We start from the raw sequence: 18,116 nt of genomic DNA, 5'->3' as shown, positions 1-18,116 counted from the left end.
TCAGACGAAGATGCGGACCACCGTGTAGGCGGCGAAAGCGATCAGCGCCAGGCCAAGGTAGTAGAGGATCCAGCGGAACGTCCGCTGGTTGATGCGCCTCTGATGATAGCCGACGACGCGGACCAGGCCGAAGTACCAGGCGAACGAGGTCAGCGCGACCACGATGGCGAAGCAGACGGCCGTCCACGTGCCGTAGCGGACGAGGTTCGTCCCGAGGAGGTTGTGCCCGGTGACGACGCCGGCCACGAAGATCCAGTAGACGTAGAGGCTCGGATTGCTGACGTAGAGGAGGACGACGCCCAGGATGGCCTTGGGCGAAGGCGGCGGGACGTGGTCGCGGTCCTCGGGCAGCTCGAACGTCCGGGAATCCCTGATGAGCTTGAGGCCCAGCAGCAGGAGGACGACCGCCGCGACGGCCTTGAAGACGGACATGGCGTAGGGCGGCAGGTTCAGCTTGATCGTGAAGAGGCCGGCCAGGGCGACGAAGCAGAAGATGCCGTCGAGGACGGCCGCGGTCAGCCCGGCGATGATGCCGTGACGGATGTCGCGTTTGAGGGCCTGGGAGGCGACGAAGAGATTGATCGGCCCGAGGGGCACCGAGGCCAGGAGCCCGAAGGAGATCCCTAGAATGATGAACATCTCCCGTCGAGATTACCAAAACGTCGGGAGGCCGTCAATCGCGCAGGCGCCGGGAGAGAGGGGGATCGACGGCTGGCGGTTGATCCGGAAGCGGCGGACGGAGGGAGCGCGGACGACCGGGCGCCGCCTCACATCTTGGCGATGGAGGCGGCCTGGTCCTCGGTCTCTTCCTCGACCTCGAACTCGATGCCCAGGAGCTTGGCCGTGCCCTCGTAGACCATCTTGAGGGACTTCTTGGACTCCTGCAGCTCGGCCAGGCGCTTGCGGACCTTCTGGAGCTCCCTTTCGACTTCCTCGTCGAGGTGGTCCAGCTGGTTCTTCACCTCGGACATCGTCTTCTTGTAGAGATCCTCTTGATCTTTGCTGAGACCCATGTGCGGCTCCTTTAAGCCATGCTCCTGGCCGGGTTGGCTTCCGGCTTGAACACGATGACGAACGGTTTCCAGACCTTGACGGCGACGCCGTTGACGCGCGCCGGCTGGAACCTCCACTTCTTCACGGCCGTCTCGGCGGCCTTGCCGAGGCCGTTGTCGTCCTGCAGGCCCTTGAGGATGCCCGTGTCGATGACGTTGCCCTTCTCATCGATCAGGGCGTTGACGGTGATCGATCCGCCGAAACCGAGGCGCTGGGCCGCGGCCGGATAGACCGGGTTGGCCGACTTGACGAGCTTCGGCGGCTCGGTGACCGATCCGAGCGGGACGAGTGCGCCCTCGCTGACCGGGGCGGGGGAGGGGGCGGCCGTCTCGGGCGCGGCCCCGGCGCCGGCCGGCGCTCCCTGGGCCGGGTTGGCCGCCGTGTCCGCGGCCGGCGCGCCGGGTTCCGTCGTCTTCGCCGCCGCGGCGTCGGCCGCCGCCTGGTCCGAGCCGGGGCCCGGCTGGCCGGACGCCGTTCCCTTATCGGGGGGCGCAGCGAGCGGCGGCAGGGCGGCCGGGTTGGTCTCGGCCGGCAGGATGGCCTCGGCGCCGGCGGGCTCGGCCGCGGCAGGCTTGGCCTTGGGCTGGGCCTTCGGCTTGACCGGGGCGGGCTTGGCCTCGGGGGCCGGGGCCGTTTCGACCGGCTGGGCCGCGAGGCCCGGCGGATTCACGGCCTGTTGGGCGGCCTGGTTCGCGTCCGGGGCCGGGGCCTGGTGCTTCGGCCGCAGGAGGATGAACCCGACGGCCGCCACGGCCACGACGCCGATGGCGACGGCCACGGCCTTCGGGAAGCCCTTCTTCACGGTCTCTTCGGCCATTCCCCCGAAGATGTCGGCCGCCGCGATCGCTTCCGCTTCCCGCTTCTGCGGCTCGGGGCTGACGGGCTCGGGATTGAGGGGCGCGGGCCGCGCCGGCTCGCGCCGCGGGGCCTCCGGCAGGATGGCCTCCCGCCGGACAGGCTCCGACACCGGCGCGGATTTCCTCTCCGGGAGCGGGGCCCTGGGCTTTTCGGCGGCGGGCTCGGGCTTCGTCTTTTCGGGAACGAAGAAGGGCGAGACGTCCGACCCGGGATCGCCCGGGGTCAGGGTGTTCTTCATGTCGGTCTTGGCCGGCGCGAACACGGACGCGGCCGGCTTCGGCGCCGGAGGCGGCGGCGTCGGCCGCTGGGGCGTCGGCCTGGGCTTCGGCTCGACCGGGGGAGCCGGCGGCGTCATCGGCCGGGGCTTCGCCTGGACGGCCGGAGCCGGGGGCGGCGTGGGCGCGGGATCGGACTTGACTGGGGCCGGCGGCAGTGGCGCCGTCTTGGGGACCTTGACCTTTTCCTTGGTCAGGTCGAGGCCGGCCAGGGCGGACTTCAGGAAGTTGTCGATATCGGCGCTCCCCTTGCCGTTCCCGTTGCCGTTCCCGCCGGCGGGCTTGGGGACGACCGTCTTGGCCGGAGGCGTCTGCTCGACAAGGACGCTCTTGAGAAGGTTGTCGGTCAGGGCGTCGAGGCGCGCGTCGTCGTCGGCAGTTTCGCGATGCGCCGGCGCCGGCGCGGAGCCCGGCTTGCGGACCTTGGGGATCTCCCGGCTCAGGCGGTCGAGGTCCTCCGGCAAGGCGAAGATAGCGTCGTCGTCCCTGGATCTTTCGCGCCGGCGGGGCTCGGACCGGCGCGGCGGGACCGGCCCGGCCGCGGCCTGCGGCTCCTCGGCCGGCCTGGGCTCGGGCTTGCCGATGACGGCCTCGACCGAGGCCACAAGCTCGGCCATCTTGAGCGGCTTCTCGAAGTACTCGGCGGCGCCGTAGGTCCGGAGGGCCTCGGTCCTGTAAACCCGGTCCTTGTAGACCCCGGTCATGATGAAGACCGTGGCCTGGGAATTTCGTTCGGACGTGATCCTCTGGCAGAGCTCGAAGCCGTGGATCTTGGGCAGCATGGCCTCCATCAGCACGAGGTCCGGGGACTCCTTGTTGTACTTGTCCCAGCCGGACTGCCCGTCGGCCGCGGTGACGACCTGGTAGCCCTGCCCCGAAAAGACCGACTGCAGGGCGGCCAGCGAGCTCTGGTCATAATCGATGATGAGGATCTTTTTCATGCCCTTGTCCTAAGGCTTTTTGCCGCCGGACACGTGTTCGGACGGCGATCGCTTTCGCATGGTCCCATTTTTTTCTCACCCCTTGACGGGGTCAATCACCCCTATAGATGATTCCGGGGATGATTTCCCCCCCGCCCCCGGGGGACGGCCCCCGGAAGCCGCCGATCTGAACCGGCGGGGGCGGATCGCGTAATCGATAGGTAAGAGCCCAATTTAAGGAGGGGAAGATGGATGACACGAAAACGCGGGCCATGGGCTGGATCCCGGATCTGCCCGATATCCGCGACTACACCGGGGAGACGCCCGGCGTCCGCGCGATCCTCGGGCCGACCGGCCTCGCCTCCGGCGCGCCGCGCGGGCCACGGCCGCCGCGGCTGCCGGCCGCCGTCGACCTGAGGCCGTGGGCCTCGCCGGTCGAGGACCAGGGCGCGCTCGGCTCCTGCACCGCCCAGGCCGGCGCGGGCCTCATCGAGTATTACGAGCGGAAAGCCTTCGGCCGCCATGTCGAGGCTTCGCGGCTTTTCCTTTACAAGGCCACCCGCGACCTAATGAAGAGCCGGGGCGATTCGGGGGCCTACCTGCGCACGACCATGGGGGCCATGGTGCTCTTCGGCGTCCCGCCCGAGCCCTACTGGCCGTACACCGACGCCGAGGACGGCTTCGACAAGGAGCCGCCCGCTTTCTGCTACGCGTTCGCCCAGAACTACAAGACCCTGCTGTACTATCGTCACGATCCGGCCGGCGCGGCGCGGGCCGAGGTGCTCGAGAAGCTTAAAACCTACCTCGCCGCCGGCCACCCGGCCATGTTCGGCTTCACGGTCTACAGCTCGATCGACCAGGCCGCCGCGACCGGCCGCATCCCCGTGCCCTTCGGCCGCGAGCGCATCGAGGGCGGTCACGCCGTCGTGGCCATGGGCTATGACGACGGGATGTCCATCGCCAACGCGGCCGGCGGCGAGGCCTGGCGCGGCGCCCTGCTCATCCGCAACTCCTGGGGCAAGGGCTGGGGCGAGAAAGGCTACGGCTGGCTGCCCTACGCCTACGTCCAGAAGGGCCTGGCCGAGGACTTCTGGTCGGTCCTGAAGAAGGACTGGATCGACACCGGCGAGTTCAAAATCTGAGACTGTTCCGATATAATGGCCGCTCGCTATCATCCATCGCAGGAGGACCTCATGATGTTCCGTCGCTCATGCGCCATCGCCCTTGTTCTCTTCGCCGCCGCCGCTCTCGCAGCCCGGGCCCAGGAGACCGAGAGCAGCGTGCCCGAGCTGGCCGCCTTCCACGAAGTCATCTATCCCGTCTGGCACACCGCCTATCCCGACAAGGACATCGCCATGCTGAAGAGCCTGGCGCCGCAGGTCGACGAGCTGGCGGCCAAGGTCTTCGCGGCCAAGCTGCCCGGCATCCTGCGCGAGAAGCAGGTCAAGTACGAAGCCGGCCTGGCCGAGTTCCGCAGGTCCGTCGAGGCCTACGACGCGGCGGCCAAGGGCTCCGACGACAAGGCCATGCTCGAGGCCGCGGAAGCGCTCCACGCCAAGTACGAGATGCTCGTCCGGATCATCCGGCCGGTGCTCCAGGAGATGGACGCCTTCCACAAGGTCCTCTACGTCGTCTACCACACGAACCTCGCGGCCAAGGACTGGGCGGCCGTCCGGGCCGCCGCGCCCGAGCTCAAGGCCAAGGCCGAGGCCATCCCCCAGGCCAAGCTGTCGGCCAGGCTCCAGCCCAAGGCCGAGGCCTTCGCCAAGGCCGCGGGCGAGCTGGTCAAGGCGGCCGACGTCCTGGCCGGCCTCGGGCCGAAGGCCGACGGCGCCGCCGTCGAGCAGGCGGTCCTCAAGATCCACGGCCGCTATCAGGACCTGGAAAAGGTCTTCGACTGAGGCCGCGGCGGCCGGCGCCTACTTCGCCGCCCGGTCCTCGATGAGGATCTGGAGGATCTCGAGCTCGTCCGCGTCGAACCAGATCTTGCCGCACGACAGGCACTTGTCGACCGGCACGAAATCCTGGTAGCTGTACGGCCGGGCGGCCAGCCTGAAGCCGCAGTTCGGGCAGGGCAGGCCCGCGGCCAGGTCCGACTCGATCTTCTGGCGCCGGAGCGGATTGCGCACGGCCGCCTCTTTGAAGCGCCTGGCCTTCTCGCGCAGCGCCTCGGAGAAATCGACCTCGCGCCGGGCCACGATCCGGTCGACCGAGGCCGCGTCCACCAGCTTGCCGCCGCAGCGGGGGCAGAGGCGGACGCCGACCCCTTCGTAGAACGCCTCGGCCAGGGGAACTCGGCAGCGCGGACAGAGGTTCTGCCGTCCGGGCGCCAGCGGCTTCTTGCGGGCCAGGTCGTGGAGGGCGATCCGGACCTGCGGGAACTCGCGGGCCAGGGCCTCGACCCCCTCCTGCGTGTTCCGGACCTTCATGATGGCCGAGAAGCGCGGCCGGCCCAGGAGCTCGGCGATGGTGAACGGCCCCTCCCAGGATCCTTCGCCGGCGCCGGCCAGCATCCAGGTCCGGGCTTCCTCGGCGGCGGCCGGCGCGGCATCCCCGGGCGCCCCCCCCCGGCCGGCGAACAGCTCGAGCTGGGGCCGGCGCAGCTCCTCGTAGGAATGGAGCACGCCGCGGGCCCGGTCCCGGGTCCGCTCTTCCTCACGCACCGACTCGATGAGATCCTGCGGCTTCTTGTGGACCATGGCCGCCAGCGCGCCGAGGCGGGCCATGAGCGGCGGGTGGGAGCTGAAGATGCGGCCGGCCAGGGTGTCGGGCACGTCTCGGGCGCCGGGCGGGACGATGAAGAGAGGGGCGTAGCTCGAGGCGAAATCGCCGACGAAGGCGTTCTTGAGATGGGCCTTGGTGATGATGCGGGCCAGGGCCTCGGGGGAGCGGCAGAACTCGACGGCCGCGGCGTCGGCCAGCAGCTCGCGCTCCCGGCTGACGAGCATGCTCAGCAGGCGCATGACCAGGGCGGACAGGACCACGGCGCCGTAGAACAGGACCGGCGGGAAGCCGGCGCCCCGTCGGCCTCGCCGCTGATCCCCGTCGTCGTCGGCCGCGGCGCCGAGGGCGTCCTTGAACGTCTCGAAGAGATTGGCCAGCGAGCAGACGAGGGTCACGTAGAAGGCATCGCCCCGGGCGATGTGGGCCAGCTCGTGGGCGGCCGCCGCCTGGAGCTCGTCGCGCGTCCCCTCGGCCAGCAGGCCCTCGGTGACGGCCACGGCCGGCGTGCCGTCGGCGTCGATCAGGGCCAGCGAGTTGACGGCGAACGAGGGCAGGACGTAGGCGTTGACGCGGGGCAGGCCTGCGGCCAGCCGGATCTCGTCGAGGGTGTCGAGGAACTGGACGTGGTAGCGGTCGGCGACGTCGGGCGTCGCGGCCTGGAGGCGCCGCAGGATGACGCGGGGGCCGTTCTTGCGCGCGTCCTGGAAATGGAGGACGGCCACGACCGATGCGACGGCCAGGTCGCCGAGCAGGAAGCGGGGCCAGAAACCAGGCGAGCTGAAAAGGCCCAGGCCGGCGAAGAGCCCGACCGTGGCCAGCAGGGCCAGGCCGATGAGCCCGAGCAATGCGAAGTGGAAGAGAAGCACCACGGCGAAGAGGGGCAGGCTCCGGCGGCGTTGCCGTTGCTGAATTTCGTAGAAGTCGCGCGGCGGACCGGCCATGGCGTTTCGGACATCTTAATCGAAAGCCGCCGGCCCGGTCAATCTCCGGCCGGGGCCCGGCCCGGCCGGGGGCTCGGCGGCGCCGTCCTTGCCGGGGAGCGGCAGAGTCGGTACAATTATAAGATGACCCTGCTTAAAGAGATCCTGGCCCACGAGGTCTTCCCGGCCGTCGGCTGCACGGAGCCCGTGGCCTGCGCTTATGCCATGTCCGCAGCGGCCGGCGCGCTCGGCCTTCCGGTCGAGAAGCTGGCGCTCACCGTCGATCCCGGCACCTACAAGAACGGCGCCGCGGTCACCATACCCAACAGCGGCAGCCGGAAAGGCAACCTGGTCGCGGCGGCCCTGGGCGCGGTCATCGCCCGGCCCGGGCTTCGCCTGGAGGTCCTCAGGGAGGTCCCGTCCGGCGTCCTGGCCCGGGCGATGGCCCTGGTCGAGGGCGGCACCGCGTCCTATGCCTGCAAGGAGGACGAGAAGGGCCTCTACATCGAGGCCAGGGTCGAGGGCGGCGCGGCGCGGTCGCGGTGCGTGGTGGCCGGCGGGCATGCGAACATCGTTCTCCTGGAGAAGGACGGCCGGATCATCGTCGGCGGTTCCGCCCGGGTCCCCGCCGCGGACGGCGGCTACCGGGCCCGCATGAGGTCCATGACCCTGGCCCAGGTCCTGCGGGAAGCCGCCGCCCTGGACGCCGAGGACCGCGCCTACATCCAGCGCGGCATCGACATGAACCTGGCCGCGGCCGAGAAGGGGGTCGACCTTAAAAGGAACGCCTATCAGCTCCGGCAGATGATGAAACAAGGGTTCAAGGCGGACGATCTCTTCTGCCGGGCCACGGAGAAGGTGGCCTCGGCGGTCGACGCCCGCATGGGCGGGCTGCCGGAGCCCGTCATGACCAGCGGCGGGTCCGGCAACCAGGGCGTGCTCACGACCCTCGTCCCCTACATCGTCGGCCGCGACCAGGATGTCGAGCTGGCCCGGATCCAGGAAAGCGTCGCCGTCGGGCACGCCGTGAACTCCTACATCAAGTGCTTCACCGGCGAGCTCTCGGTCATCTGCGGCTGCGCCATCGCGGCAAGCATCGCCGCGTCGATCGCGATCGTCTACCAGAAGGCGGGGATCGACATGAAGAGGATCACCTTCTCGATCGACAACGTCATCGGCGACCTTTGCGGCATAATCTGCGACGGGGCCAAGTCCGGCTGCGCCATGAAGATCACGACCGGGGCGGAATCGGCCATGCGCTCCGCTTTCATGGCCCTGGCCGGCTACGGCCTGTCCCATGACGACGGCGTGCTGGGGATGTCGGCGGAGGAGTCCATCCGCAACCTCAGCCGGATCTCCCTCGAGGGCATGGCCTTCGTCGATTCCACCGTGGTCCGCATCCTCCAGGACAAGGCCCCCCGCAGCGGACAGGCCTGAACGATCCGCGCCCTGGGCTGGCCCCCGGGCCTGGCGCGCCGCCTCTCTTTGACAGGCTCGCCCGGGCCCGTGTATAGTCTCCCCTTTGCATTCCCAGTCCCGCGAGGAGGTCCCGATGAAGAAAAGGAATCCCAGGGCCCCGGTTTCGACGCTCGTCCCGGCCGCGGCGCTCATCCTGGCCCTGGCCGGAGGGCTCGGGGCCGTCGATACCGTCGACACCAGGATGCTGACCAAGCCGGCCGTCTCGGCCGACCGCATCGTCTTCGTCTACGCCAACGATCTCTGGACGGCCGGCCTCGACGGCCGGGACGTCCGGCAGCTGACCACGAACCCCGGGACGGAGACGAACCCCGTCTTCTCGCCCGACGGCTCGCTCATCGCCTTCAGCGGCCAGTACGACGGCAATACGGACGTCTTCGTCGTGCCGGCCGGCGGCGGCGTGCCCAGGCGCCTGACCTGGCACCCGGGGGCCGACCTCGTCGCCGGGTTCACGCCCGACGGCCGGTCCGTGCTCTTCGTCTCCAGCCGCTTTTCGGACAACCGGGCCTATACCCAGCTCTTCACCGTGCCCGTGGCCGGCGGCGGGCCCGAGAGGGTCAAGGTGCCGTACGCCTCTGACGCGGAGATCTCGCCCGACGGCCGGTTCATCGCCTACACCCCCTTCCCCGAGGCCTTCAGCCAGTGGAAGAACTACCGCGGCGGCCGGTTCTCGCGGATCTGGATCTTCGACACCCGGGATGACGGCATCGAGAAGCTGCCCCAGCCGGCTGGCCGGTCGAACGACGTCGACCCGATGTGGGTCGGCGGCAAGATCATCTTCCGCTCCGACCGCAACGGCGAGTTCAACCTGTTCGCCTTCGATCCGGCCGCCGGGAAGGTCGAGCAGCTGACCGATTTCCGGGACTTCCCCGTGCTCTCGGCCTCGGCCGGCGCCGGCCGCGTCGTCTTCGAGCAGGCCGGCGCGCTCCACATCTACGACGTCGCCCAGGGCCGCGACCGCCGCCTCAAGATCGGCGTCGCCGCCGACCTGCCGGAGCTCCGCGAGCGCTACGCCAAGGGCCCGCAGTGGATCTTCGCCGACGGCGTGTCGCCGACCGGGGCCCGGGCCGTCTTCGAGTTCCGGGGCGAGATAGTCACCGTCCCGGCCGAGCAGGGCGACCCCCGCAACCTGACCATGACCCCGGGCGTCCATGAGCGCAACCCGGCCTGGTCGCCCGACGGCCGCTTGATCGCCTACTTCTCCGACGAATCGGGCGAATACGCCCTGCACATCCGGGCCCAGGACGGCCGGGGCGAGGTCCGCAGGTTCACGCTCGGGGGCGCCGGCTTCTACGGCTCGCCGAACTGGTCGCCCGACAGCGCCAAGATCGCCTTCGCCGACAATTCGCTGACCCTGTTCTGGCTCGATATCAAAACGGGCGCGGTCAGGAAGATCGCCTCCGAGGGGCTCTATCGCATCGGCGTCGTGGCGGCCATGCGCACGTCCTGGAGCCCTGACTCCAGGTGGATCGCCTACACCCTGGGCACGCCGACCTACTTCCGCCGCGTCCATATCTACTCGCTCGACCAGGACAAGTCCTTCCCGGTCACCGACGGCCTGAGCGACGTCGACGAGCCGACCTTCGACGCCGAGGGCAAGTACCTCTGGTTCCTGGCCTCGACCGACGCCGGCCCGGCGAACCAGTGGTTCGACATGTCGAAAGAGGACGCCCGCCGGACCGTGTCGCTCTATCTGGCGGTCCTGCGCCAGGACCTGCCCAATCCGCTGGCCAGGGAGAGCGACGAGGAGAAGCCCAAGGACGAAAAACCGGCCGCCGACAAGCTTGCGGGAAAGGGGACCGCGGCTGCGGACAAGGCCAAGGCCGCCGCGCCGGCCCCGGGGCCGGCGCTTGTCCGCATCGACTTCGACGGCTTCTCCCATCGCATCGTCGCCGCGCCCCTCCTGGCCGGCGTTTACAGCAATCTCCAGGCGGGCGAGGGCGGCAAGATCTTCTACCGCAAGGCCGACCCGCCGCCCACCTCGACCTCTGGCGGTCCCGGCGATTCCTCCATCCGTGTCTTCGACCTCGCCTCCCGCAGGGACGAAGCCGCCGGGCCGGCCAACATCTCCTTCCGTTTGACGGCCGACCGCAAGAAGATGCTCGTCGCTTCCGCCGGCGGATGGTCCATCCTGCCGGCGTCCGGCAAGCCCGAGCCGGGCAAGGGCCGGCTCGATATCGACGCCGTCGAGGTCCGCGTCGTGCCGTCGGCCGAGTGGCCGCAGATCTTCGATGAGGCCTGGCGCGTCAACCGCGATTTCTTCTACGACCCGAATTTCCACGGCGCAGACTGGAAGGCCATGAAGGCCAAGTACGCGGCCTTCCTGCCCGACCTGGCCTGCCGGGCCGACCTGAACCGGCTCATCCAGTGGATGTGCTCGGAGCTGGTCGTCGGCCACCACCGCCTCGCCGGCGGCGACTTCCCCGCTTCGCCGGCCCGCGTGCCCGGCGGACTGCTCGGCGCGGACTACGCCGTCGAGAACGGACGCTATCGCTTCAAGAAGGTCTACGGCGGGCTCAATTGGACGCCCGAGCTGCGGGCGCCCCTGGCCGAGCCCGGCGCCGAGGTCGAGGCGGGCGAGTACCTGCTGGCCGTCGAGGGCCGGCCGCTCGTCCCGCCGGACAACCTCTTCGCCCGGTTCGAGGCCACGGCCGGGAAGATCGTCGAGATCACGGTCGGCCCGTCCCCGGACGGCCGGGGCGCCCGGCCGGTCAAGGTCGTGCCCGTCCCCGACGAATCGGCCCTGCGCAACCGCGACTGGGTCGAGGGCAACATCAGCAGGGTCCAGGAGGCCACCGGCGGCCGCGTCGCCTACGTCTACGTCCCCAACACGGCGACCCTCGGCCATGTCTACTTCAAGCGCTATTTCTTCCCCCAGGCCGACAAGGAGGCCATCATCGTCGATGAGCGCTTCAACGGGGGAGGATTGGTCGCCGACTACTACCTCGACTGGCTGCGCAAGCCCGTCTCGGCCTACTGGGCCATGCGCTACGGCGCCGATCTCAAGACGCCGAGCGCCTCGATCCAGGGGCCCAAGGTCATGATCGTCAACGAGTCGGCCGGCTCGGGCGGCGACCTCCTGCCCTACATGTGGCGGAAGTTCGGCCTGGGCAAGATCGTCGGCACGACGACGTGGGGCGGCCTGGTCGGGATGCTCGGCTTCCCCCTGCTGATGGACGGCGGCTCGGTGACGGCGCCCAACCTGGCCATCTGGACGGAAGACGGCTTCATCGTCGAGAACGTCGGCGTGCCGCCCGACCTCGAGGTCGAGCAAACGCCGAAAGACGTCATCGCCGGGCATGATCCGCAGCTCGAGGCGGCCATCAAGGTCGTCATGGACGAGCTGAAGGCGAACCCGCCGGCCAGGCCGAAGCGCCCGCCCTATCCGGTCCGCGTCCGCAAGTAGCGGACAGGGAAGGGGAGGGCGGCCCGGGCCGGACCGCCCTCCCGGATGAGCGCGAAGCTAGAACGAGAACCGGGCCGAGAGCTTGACGACCCTCTGGCCGGTCGTGCCCGTGACCTTGCCATAGTAGTAATCCGTCGAGTAGGACCCGGAGCTGGTGTTCTCGGCGTCGGGATACCAGTAACCGGCCGGATCGAGTCCGGCGACGATGTGCTTGTCGCCGAGGAGATTGAAGACGTCGAGGAAGAAGCTGAGCGTGCCGATGCGGCGGAAGGCGAACTCTTTTTCCAGCCGGACGTCGACGTTGTTCCGGGACTCGCGGCGGCGCGCGCCCTGGGTCTCGACGTTGATCGTGTAGTAGAACAGGGTGTTGACGTTGTGGGCTTCGGCCCAGTCGGGCGGGGCGTAGACCGTCACCGTGCGCTGGTACGGCTGGCCGCTGAAGGCCTGGGCGAAGAACGAGGCCATGAAGCCGTAGGGCAGCTTGAAGGCGCCGTAGAGCTTGATCCCCAGGGGCACGTCCTCGGGCACCCGCCCATAGCGGTTGACGAACCAGTTGGCGTCGTCATAGGCCGCGCCGTAGCCCCAGACCGAGCCGTAGTCGCCGGCGTTGTTGCCCCTCGTCCTGGAGAGGATGACGGAGCCGCCGAAGGACCAGCCCCGGGACATCTTCTTGTCGAAGGCGAGCTCGACGGCGTCGTAGTTGCGCTTGGCCCCGGGGACGTTGCGGAACTGGTAGAACGGCGCGGGCGCGTCGTTGGACATGAAGTACATCGTCACCGTCTTCTCCGGGTAGCCGCCGACGGCGGGGATGACGGTCGTGAACGGCACCCACCAATCGGTCGCCGACTCGTAGGTGTTCCAGACCCGGTCGCTGTCCGGGTCGTAATAGACGGTGTCGACCGTGTGGACCTTGGTCTTGTGGATGTACTTCAGCCGGACGCTCCAGTCCCGGGCCAGGGTGTGGTCGAGCCCGGCCGTGTACTCGTAATAGAGCGGGGACTTGATGTGCTTGGCCACGGTCTTCTGGTAATAGTCCGGCGAGAACTCGAGGGGATTCTTGCCCCAGCCGTCGAGCCAGGCATAGCTGTCGATCCCCGGCGCGTCGTAGTCGCCGTTGTGGTTGTCGTCCCACCAGCTGAAGAAGATCTCCCATTCCCGGAAGGGGTGGGAGGTGTCGAAATACATCGTCGACATGAAGTCCGAGTAGACGGAGAAGCTGCCCTTGACGGCCGTCTTGCCGTTGCCGAAGAGATCGTAGATGAAGCCCAGCCGGGGCGTCAGGGCGCCCCATTGGAGGGCCGGCTTCCAGGCGTTCATGTGCATGTCGTCAAGGGCGTTGAAGCCGAAGAGCGGCGTCAGGGCGGCCTCGCCGATCGCCAGGCCGATGCCGGCCACGGCCTTCTTGTCGGCCGCGGGCAGGTAGCCCATGTAGTGGTCGTAGCGCAGGCCGAAGTTCAGGGTCAGCCGGTTCTTGATGGTCATCGAGTCCTGGACGTAGCCGCCCAGCCGGAGCATGTTGCCCCGGGAGTAGGTGTCGCCGTCGTTGGGGCCGCAGAAGAGGACGCCCAGGGGCGCGTCGCCGTAGACGTCCGAGCCGTACCAGGCGTCGAAGAGGTAGGGGCTGCCGTCCCAGTAGTAGGCGTCCAGGGGGTTCTTCCGGAACCAGGGCCAGTTGTAGAAGATGAACTGGTGGATGAACCCGGCCTTGAACTCGTGGTCGCCGCCCAGGACGGAATCGGCGAAATGGGTGAAGTCGACCGTGTTCTGCCAGTTGGTGCTGTTCGAGTGGCGCTCGCGCCAGTTCCGGCCCCAGCTGTAGTAGGTGTAATAGTCGTAGTAGCTGGCGCTGTCCTCGGTGCCGGGCTGGGGGAGCATCCAATCGACCATGCCGCTGGCCCCGCTGCGGAACTCGAAGAACGAGTTCTTGTCGAGGAACCAGCTGGCCGAGGCGTTGAACTTCCAGCGCTTGTCGGTGTAGTCGTACGAAGCCTCTTCGGTCGTGTATTCGCCGCCCCAGTTGTGGGGGGCCCGGTCCTTGATGTACGACCCGTAGAGCGCGATGCGGAGCTTGTCCGTGATCCGGCCGGTCAGCTTGAGGAAGCCCTTGGTGAAGGTCTCGGCCTGGTCATAGGGCGAGTAGGAATTGCCCAGGATCGTCGTCGGGACGAAGCCGCTGTGGCGGTTGGACTTCTGCAGGCCGACGTCGGTGAAGAACCAGAGCCGGTCCTTGATGATCGGGCCGCCCAGCTGGAAGGTCGGTTCGACCTCGTAGACGGACACGGCCGGCCGGGACAGGCCGAAGATGTCGAGCTGTTCCTTGGTGAACTGGTACTGGCTGAGGTGCTCCGAGGTGTAGTAGGCCTGGACCTGGCCGTGGAAGGCGTTGCCGCCGGACTTGGTGACGACGTTGATCAGGGCGCCGCCGGGCACCGTGTCCTCGGCGGCGATGCCGCCCGTGATGACCTCGACCTCGTCCATGGAGTCATAGCCGATCTCGCTGAACCAGACGCCGTAGTCGGCCGCCCAGTTCGTGTTGACGCCGTCGACGTCGAAGGTGTTGGAGATGCCGGTGCCGCCGTGGACCAGGAACTGCTGGCTGTCGTCCGGGTTCTGGTAGGCCCCCGGCGCGGCCGCGATGACGTTGAAGACGCTGCGGTTGAGGGGCAGCTGGGTCAGGGACGAGGCGTCCATGATCAGGGTCGTCTTGGTGCTCCTGACGTCGACGGTCGGCGCGACGCCGACGACCGTGACTTCCTCGGCCAGCGCGCCCTGCTTCATGCTGAAGTTGAGCTCGAGGGTCATGCCGACGTGGACGTCGATGCCCTCCTTCTTGGCCGTGGCGAAGCCCGGCAGGGCGATGGTCAGCGTGTAAACGCCCGGCGGAAGCGCCCGGATGACGTAGGTGCCGTCGGCGCGGGAGACGTCGGTGGCCTGGCCGAGCAGCTTGGGCCCGGCGACCGTGACGGCGGCGCCGGGCAGGGGGACGCCCTGCTCGTCCCTGATCGAGCCCGTGATCGTGCCCGTCTGCTTGCTCAGCTGGGCGCCGAGAGGGGATATCACGGCCAGCGCCAGCGCAATCGCGAATATTGCTTTGATCCTCAATTGATGGCCTCCTTTCCTTCTTCGATGACATAAAGAAGATCAAGGGCCGAACAACGAAGGTCAGCGTCAAGGAGCCCTGCTCATGCGAAGCTCCCTCTCATGGAGAATCCTCCGCAGAACCTCCTCGCGTCGCGATATCCGCCCTGATATTCGCTTCTTATCCCGATCCCGGCAGATCCCTCGCTCCGGATCAGCTCAGGGCGCCGCCCGGGCTGGATAGAGCCTGAAAATGAGACAGGCGCCCCTTCTTTCGACGACGGGCGATCTCACCCCCTGAACATGGATAAAATAATGGAAGGGATCCCGAATGTCCAGCGAAAAATCAAGGGCGCCGGGGCCGCCCGAACAGGTCCAGGCGCTTACTTCTTTTCGATCTCGGAACGGACGGTGTCGACCAGCTTCCTGACGAGCGCCTCGTCGGTCTTCTTGTCCTTGGGCGTCCCGATCTTGAAGGTCATGGCGCCCGTCTCCGGGTCGTATTCCTGCGAGGTGATCCTGCAGCCTTCGGGAAGCTCCTGCTTCAGCCGGGCGACGGCCCGCTCATAGGCCTTCCGCCCCTCGGGTCCTTCCTGGCCCGTGAAAACCAGGGAGATGTCGCCGCCGTTCCCGGCCGTGACCATGACCTTGGCTTTCTTGACGGCCTCCTCGTCCCGCTCCCGGATCTCGGAGGCGTCGCCTTTCTCCGGCGCCTCGCGGACAACCCTTTTCTTGACGTCGACGAGGCCCGGCTCCGGGCCGTTTTCCTCCTCGATCCTGCGGGCAAGCGTCTTCAGCTTCTCTTCCCTGGCCTTGAGCTCGGCCTCGAGCTTCTTCAGCGATTCCTCGAGGGCCGAGATGTCCATCTTCCTGGCTTTGATCGCTTGAACCTGCTCCTCGAGGGCCTGGATCTTCTTCAGCATCTCCTCGTCGCGTTCGGCGATCCAGACGGCCTTGTTCGGCTTGGCCTCGACCGCGGTCCAGACCCCGCCGGCCTCCTTGGCGAGGGAGAAGGCCTGGCCCTCGGCGTGCCCGGGCCGGGGCGTCAGGACGACGGTCTTGCCGTCCTCGGTCACGATCTTGACCGTCCGGGGCTCGGTTTTCGCGCCCGGCGCGGCGCGATAGACAGTCCGGCCGTCTTTCGCGTCGCCCTCCAGGATGACCCGCAACCCGCCGTCTTCGCTCGCTTCCAGCAGCCGGCCCTCCTTGGCGAACTCGAGCCGGCCGCCCATGATCTCGATGCGCAGGGGCTCGCCCTCGAGCACGATGGGCTCCTTGCCTTCGGGCGTCAGCAGGAGGGCATCGCCGTCCGCGCTCCTGGTGATGGTCACCGAGTGATCGAGGAGGAGCTTCTTGACCCGGCCGCCCTCGCTGATGGTGATCTGGATCGGCGACTTGTCGCCCTTCGAACGGACGACGACCGTCTCTTCGACGACCTTCTTTTCCTTTTCGGCCTTCTCCGCCTCCTTGGCCTTCGCGGCGGCTTGGGCCTTTTCCTGTTCCTTCGCCTTTTCCTGGGCGGCGGCGGGCGACGCGGCCGTCCCGGCGGTCGCCCGGGCTTCGAGGACGGGCGTCAACGAAACCGCCGCGGGCGCGGCCGTCTCGGCCAGGACCGTCTTCGGGACCGCGGCGTCGCGTCCAGCAGCCGGGCGGGCCGTTCCGACCAGGGCCACGGCCGCGACCAGGACCAGGGCAACGGTGATCTTGGTTTTCATCTTGACCTCCATGAATGTCATTTTTTGTTTGAGGATGGCCGCCAGGCGCTCCTGGAACGGCGACCGCCCCAGGATGCCCGGCAGGGCCGCCGATGGGCTCCAGCGAAGCCCGGCCGAGCGCCGGAAGGCGAGCAGGCTGGCGGCGTAGGCCGACGGCCGGATGCCGGCGCGCAGGACCAGCTGGTCGCAGGCGATCTCCTGCTCCTTGAGGAGCCTGCGGTAGGCGAGCCAGCAGAGCGGGTTCCACCAGAACAGGGCCAGGCCCGCCCGGACGAGGAGCATGACCAGGAAATCCCCCCGCTTGACGTGCGCGAGCTCGTGGCAAAGGGCCGACGATCGCTCGTCGTCGCTCCAGGCCTCCGCGCCGTCCGGGAAGAGCACGACCGGCCTGCGCCAGCCCCAGGTCAGCGGCACCGGGACCTGGGGATGCGACTTGAGGCGGACCCGGCGCCGGAGCGGCAGGAGCGCGAGGAAGCGTTCGAGGAGAGCGCGCCAGGAAGGACCGTCGAGGGGCGCGCCCTGGGCCGTCAATCGCGACGCTCCGGCCAGGCCGAAGGCGAGCCGGACGAGGAGCGCCGCGAGACCTGCGCCCCAGGCTATCGCCAGCAGGAGCCCGAGGGCGGGGGAAGGCGTTTTCGATCTATCGGCGGCCCCGGCGGCGAGGAGGGATGGATCCGTCGCTGGACTGCGGCCGGACGCCGGATCGGGCGAAAGGCCGGGCGCCGCGTCGATCGCGGGGCCGCCGGGCGCCGTGCCGGAAGAAAAGGCCTGGGATCCGGGACCGACGGCAGTTATAAGCGGGATGCCCGGGATCGGGACTCCTACGGCGCCGCTGCCGCCCGGCTCTTTCGCCGCTTCGGCCGGCGTGAACGAGGGCGCCGCCATCCAGGAGGGAAGGAGAGGGGCCTTCCAGCCGACCGGGGCCAGCGAGAGGAACGGGAGAAGGACGAGGCCGATCAGGGCCGCTGACAGGATGAAATGCCGGAAGGCCGCGGACCGCCTCTTCGCGGCCGCGGCTGCCAGAAGGGCCAGGGCCATCACCGCCGTGGTCTTGAGGAGATACCCGGCGGCGAGGCCGGGAATTCCGGAGGCGAGACCGGCCATGTCAGCGTCCTTCCTTGCGGGCCCTGTCGATGATCTCGGCCAGGGCCCGGTAATCGTCCTCGGACAGGTCCTCTTCGGAGATGTCGAGCAGGGCGGCGACGACGTCGGCCGTCGAGCCGTCGAAGAACGTCCGCTTGAGGTGAGCCAGGGCGCTCCGCCGGGCTTTGTCCCTGGGCAGGCAGGGAACGAAGACGTAGCGGGGGCCGTCCTGCCGGTGGAGGAGGTGTCCCTTCTGCTCAAGGACGCGGAGCAGGGCCCGCACGGCCGAATAGCTCGGCGGCGAAGGCAGCCGCTCCAGGACCTGCTGGGCCGAGGCCTCCTTCATCTCGTAGACGATGTCCATGATCTCGCGCTCACGGCGGCTCAGGCTTTTCTCGCTCTTCATGCGCGTCTCCCCGGTCAGGTTGGCCCCGGCTGCAGTGCTAATTTCTTAGCATGCTAAATTATTAGCACCTCGACAGGGGGCTGTCAAGCGCTTATGCTAATATTTTAACACCCACGTCGATATCAACGCGGGCGCGGGCCCGGAGGTTGCATCCGGCCCCCCCGTGGCGGCTTCCCCGGGGCACCGGTTGTCTGATGCGGGT

General features: G+C 68.5%; 11 protein-coding genes. 4 read left to right on the top strand and 7 right to left on the bottom strand.

The genetic code is table 11. The annotated features are described in order from the left end of the window. The 3 genes from ABFD52_06255 to ABFD52_06245 all read right to left on the bottom strand — a co-directional run bounded on the left by ABFD52_06255 (position 1) and on the right by ABFD52_06245 (position 3,127). Complete coding sequence (locus tag ABFD52_06255; protein MEN6560356.1) at positions 1-639, bottom strand: LysE family transporter; 639 nt, start codon at positions 637-639, stop codon at positions 1-3. Positions 640-767: 128 nt separating this feature from the next. Then, positions 768-1,013 (bottom strand): hypothetical protein, encoded by a 246-nt coding sequence (locus ABFD52_06250; protein ID MEN6560355.1) that lies wholly within the window; start codon positions 1,011-1,013, stop codon positions 768-770. Positions 1,014-1,024: 11 nt separating this feature from the next. Continuing rightward, entirely contained in the window at positions 1,025-3,127 is a 2,103-nt protein-coding gene (locus ABFD52_06245) for a TonB family protein (protein MEN6560354.1), read from the bottom strand. Positions 3,128-3,354: 227 nt separating this feature from the next. On the opposite strand from ABFD52_06245, the gene ABFD52_06240 reads away from it, so the two are divergent. Together ABFD52_06240 and ABFD52_06235 are read left to right on the top strand one after the other, a co-directional pair. Continuing rightward, complete coding sequence (locus ABFD52_06240; GenBank protein MEN6560353.1) at positions 3,355-4,248, top strand: C1 family peptidase; 894 nt, start codon at positions 3,355-3,357, stop codon at positions 4,246-4,248. Positions 4,249-4,299: 51 nt separating this feature from the next. After that, the gene (locus tag ABFD52_06235; protein MEN6560352.1) at positions 4,300-5,007 is read left to right on the top strand and encodes a hypothetical protein; all 708 of its coding nucleotides are present in this window, start codon (positions 4,300-4,302) and stop codon (positions 5,005-5,007) included. A gap of 18 nt (positions 5,008-5,025) precedes the next feature. Here ABFD52_06235 and ABFD52_06230 read toward each other — a convergent pair whose 3' ends face one another. Then, positions 5,026-6,771, bottom strand: a complete 1,746-nt coding sequence (locus ABFD52_06230; GenBank protein MEN6560351.1) for a zinc metalloprotease HtpX — start codon at positions 6,769-6,771, stop codon at positions 5,026-5,028. A gap of 123 nt (positions 6,772-6,894) precedes the next feature. Between ABFD52_06230 and ABFD52_06225 the strand changes: the two genes are divergently transcribed. Next, positions 6,895-8,187 carry an L-serine ammonia-lyase, iron-sulfur-dependent, subunit alpha gene (locus tag ABFD52_06225; GenBank protein MEN6560350.1) on the top strand — a complete coding sequence of 431 codons (1,293 nt, stop codon included), beginning with the start codon at positions 6,895-6,897 and terminating at the stop codon, positions 8,185-8,187. A 115-nt stretch (positions 8,188-8,302) separates the two neighbouring features. Continuing rightward, entirely contained in the window at positions 8,303-11,632 is a 3,330-nt protein-coding gene (locus ABFD52_06220; GenBank protein ID MEN6560349.1) for a PDZ domain-containing protein, read from the top strand. Between the two features lie 57 nt (positions 11,633-11,689). On the opposite strand, the gene ABFD52_06215 is transcribed toward ABFD52_06220, so the two are convergent. The 3 genes from ABFD52_06215 to ABFD52_06205 form a co-directional block, all read right to left on the bottom strand. Then, on the bottom strand, positions 11,690-14,734 hold the full coding sequence (locus ABFD52_06215; protein MEN6560348.1) for a carboxypeptidase regulatory-like domain-containing protein: 3,045 nt from the start codon (positions 14,732-14,734) through the stop codon (positions 11,690-11,692). A gap of 359 nt (positions 14,735-15,093) precedes the next feature. Next, entirely contained in the window at positions 15,094-17,529 is a 2,436-nt protein-coding gene (locus tag ABFD52_06210) for a M56 family metallopeptidase (GenBank protein ID MEN6560347.1), read from the bottom strand. 1 nt (position 17,530) lies between these two features. Next, positions 17,531-17,914 (bottom strand): BlaI/MecI/CopY family transcriptional regulator, encoded by a 384-nt coding sequence (locus tag ABFD52_06205; protein ID MEN6560346.1) that lies wholly within the window; start codon positions 17,912-17,914, stop codon positions 17,531-17,533. Positions 17,915-18,116 lie beyond the last annotated feature (202 nt).

The organism is Acidobacteriota bacterium (assembly GCA_039683095.1).
Lineage (GTDB): Bacteria > Acidobacteriota > Aminicenantia > Aminicenantales > Saccharicenantaceae > RBG-16-66-30.
Note: the sequence above shows the minus strand (reverse complement) of the source record. Positions and strands in the feature narration are given on the sequence as shown.

What these genes read in the sequence shown, in the direction of transcription:
- ABFD52_06210 (MEN6560347.1), bottom strand. Translation starts at nt 17,529, where the DNA reads ATGGCCGGTCTCGCCTCCGGAATTCCCGGCCTCGCCGCCGGGTATCTC.
- ABFD52_06250 (MEN6560355.1), bottom strand. Translation starts at nt 1,013, where the DNA reads ATGGGTCTCAGCAAAGATCAAGAGGATCTCTACAAGAAGACGATGTCC.
- ABFD52_06240 (MEN6560353.1), top strand. Translation starts at nt 3,355, where the DNA reads ATGGATGACACGAAAACGCGGGCCATGGGCTGGATCCCGGATCTGCCC.
- ABFD52_06220 (MEN6560349.1), top strand. Translation starts at nt 8,303, where the DNA reads ATGAAGAAAAGGAATCCCAGGGCCCCGGTTTCGACGCTCGTCCCGGCC.
- ABFD52_06245 (MEN6560354.1), bottom strand. Translation starts at nt 3,127, where the DNA reads ATGAAAAAGATCCTCATCATCGATTATGACCAGAGCTCGCTGGCCGCC.
- ABFD52_06225 (MEN6560350.1), top strand. Translation starts at nt 6,895, where the DNA reads ATGACCCTGCTTAAAGAGATCCTGGCCCACGAGGTCTTCCCGGCCGTC.
- ABFD52_06255 (MEN6560356.1), bottom strand. Translation starts at nt 639, where the DNA reads ATGTTCATCATTCTAGGGATCTCCTTCGGGCTCCTGGCCTCGGTGCCC.
- ABFD52_06235 (MEN6560352.1), top strand. Translation starts at nt 4,300, where the DNA reads ATGATGTTCCGTCGCTCATGCGCCATCGCCCTTGTTCTCTTCGCCGCC.
- ABFD52_06205 (MEN6560346.1), bottom strand. Translation starts at nt 17,914, where the DNA reads ATGAAGAGCGAGAAAAGCCTGAGCCGCCGTGAGCGCGAGATCATGGAC.
- ABFD52_06230 (MEN6560351.1), bottom strand. Translation starts at nt 6,771, where the DNA reads ATGGCCGGTCCGCCGCGCGACTTCTACGAAATTCAGCAACGGCAACGC.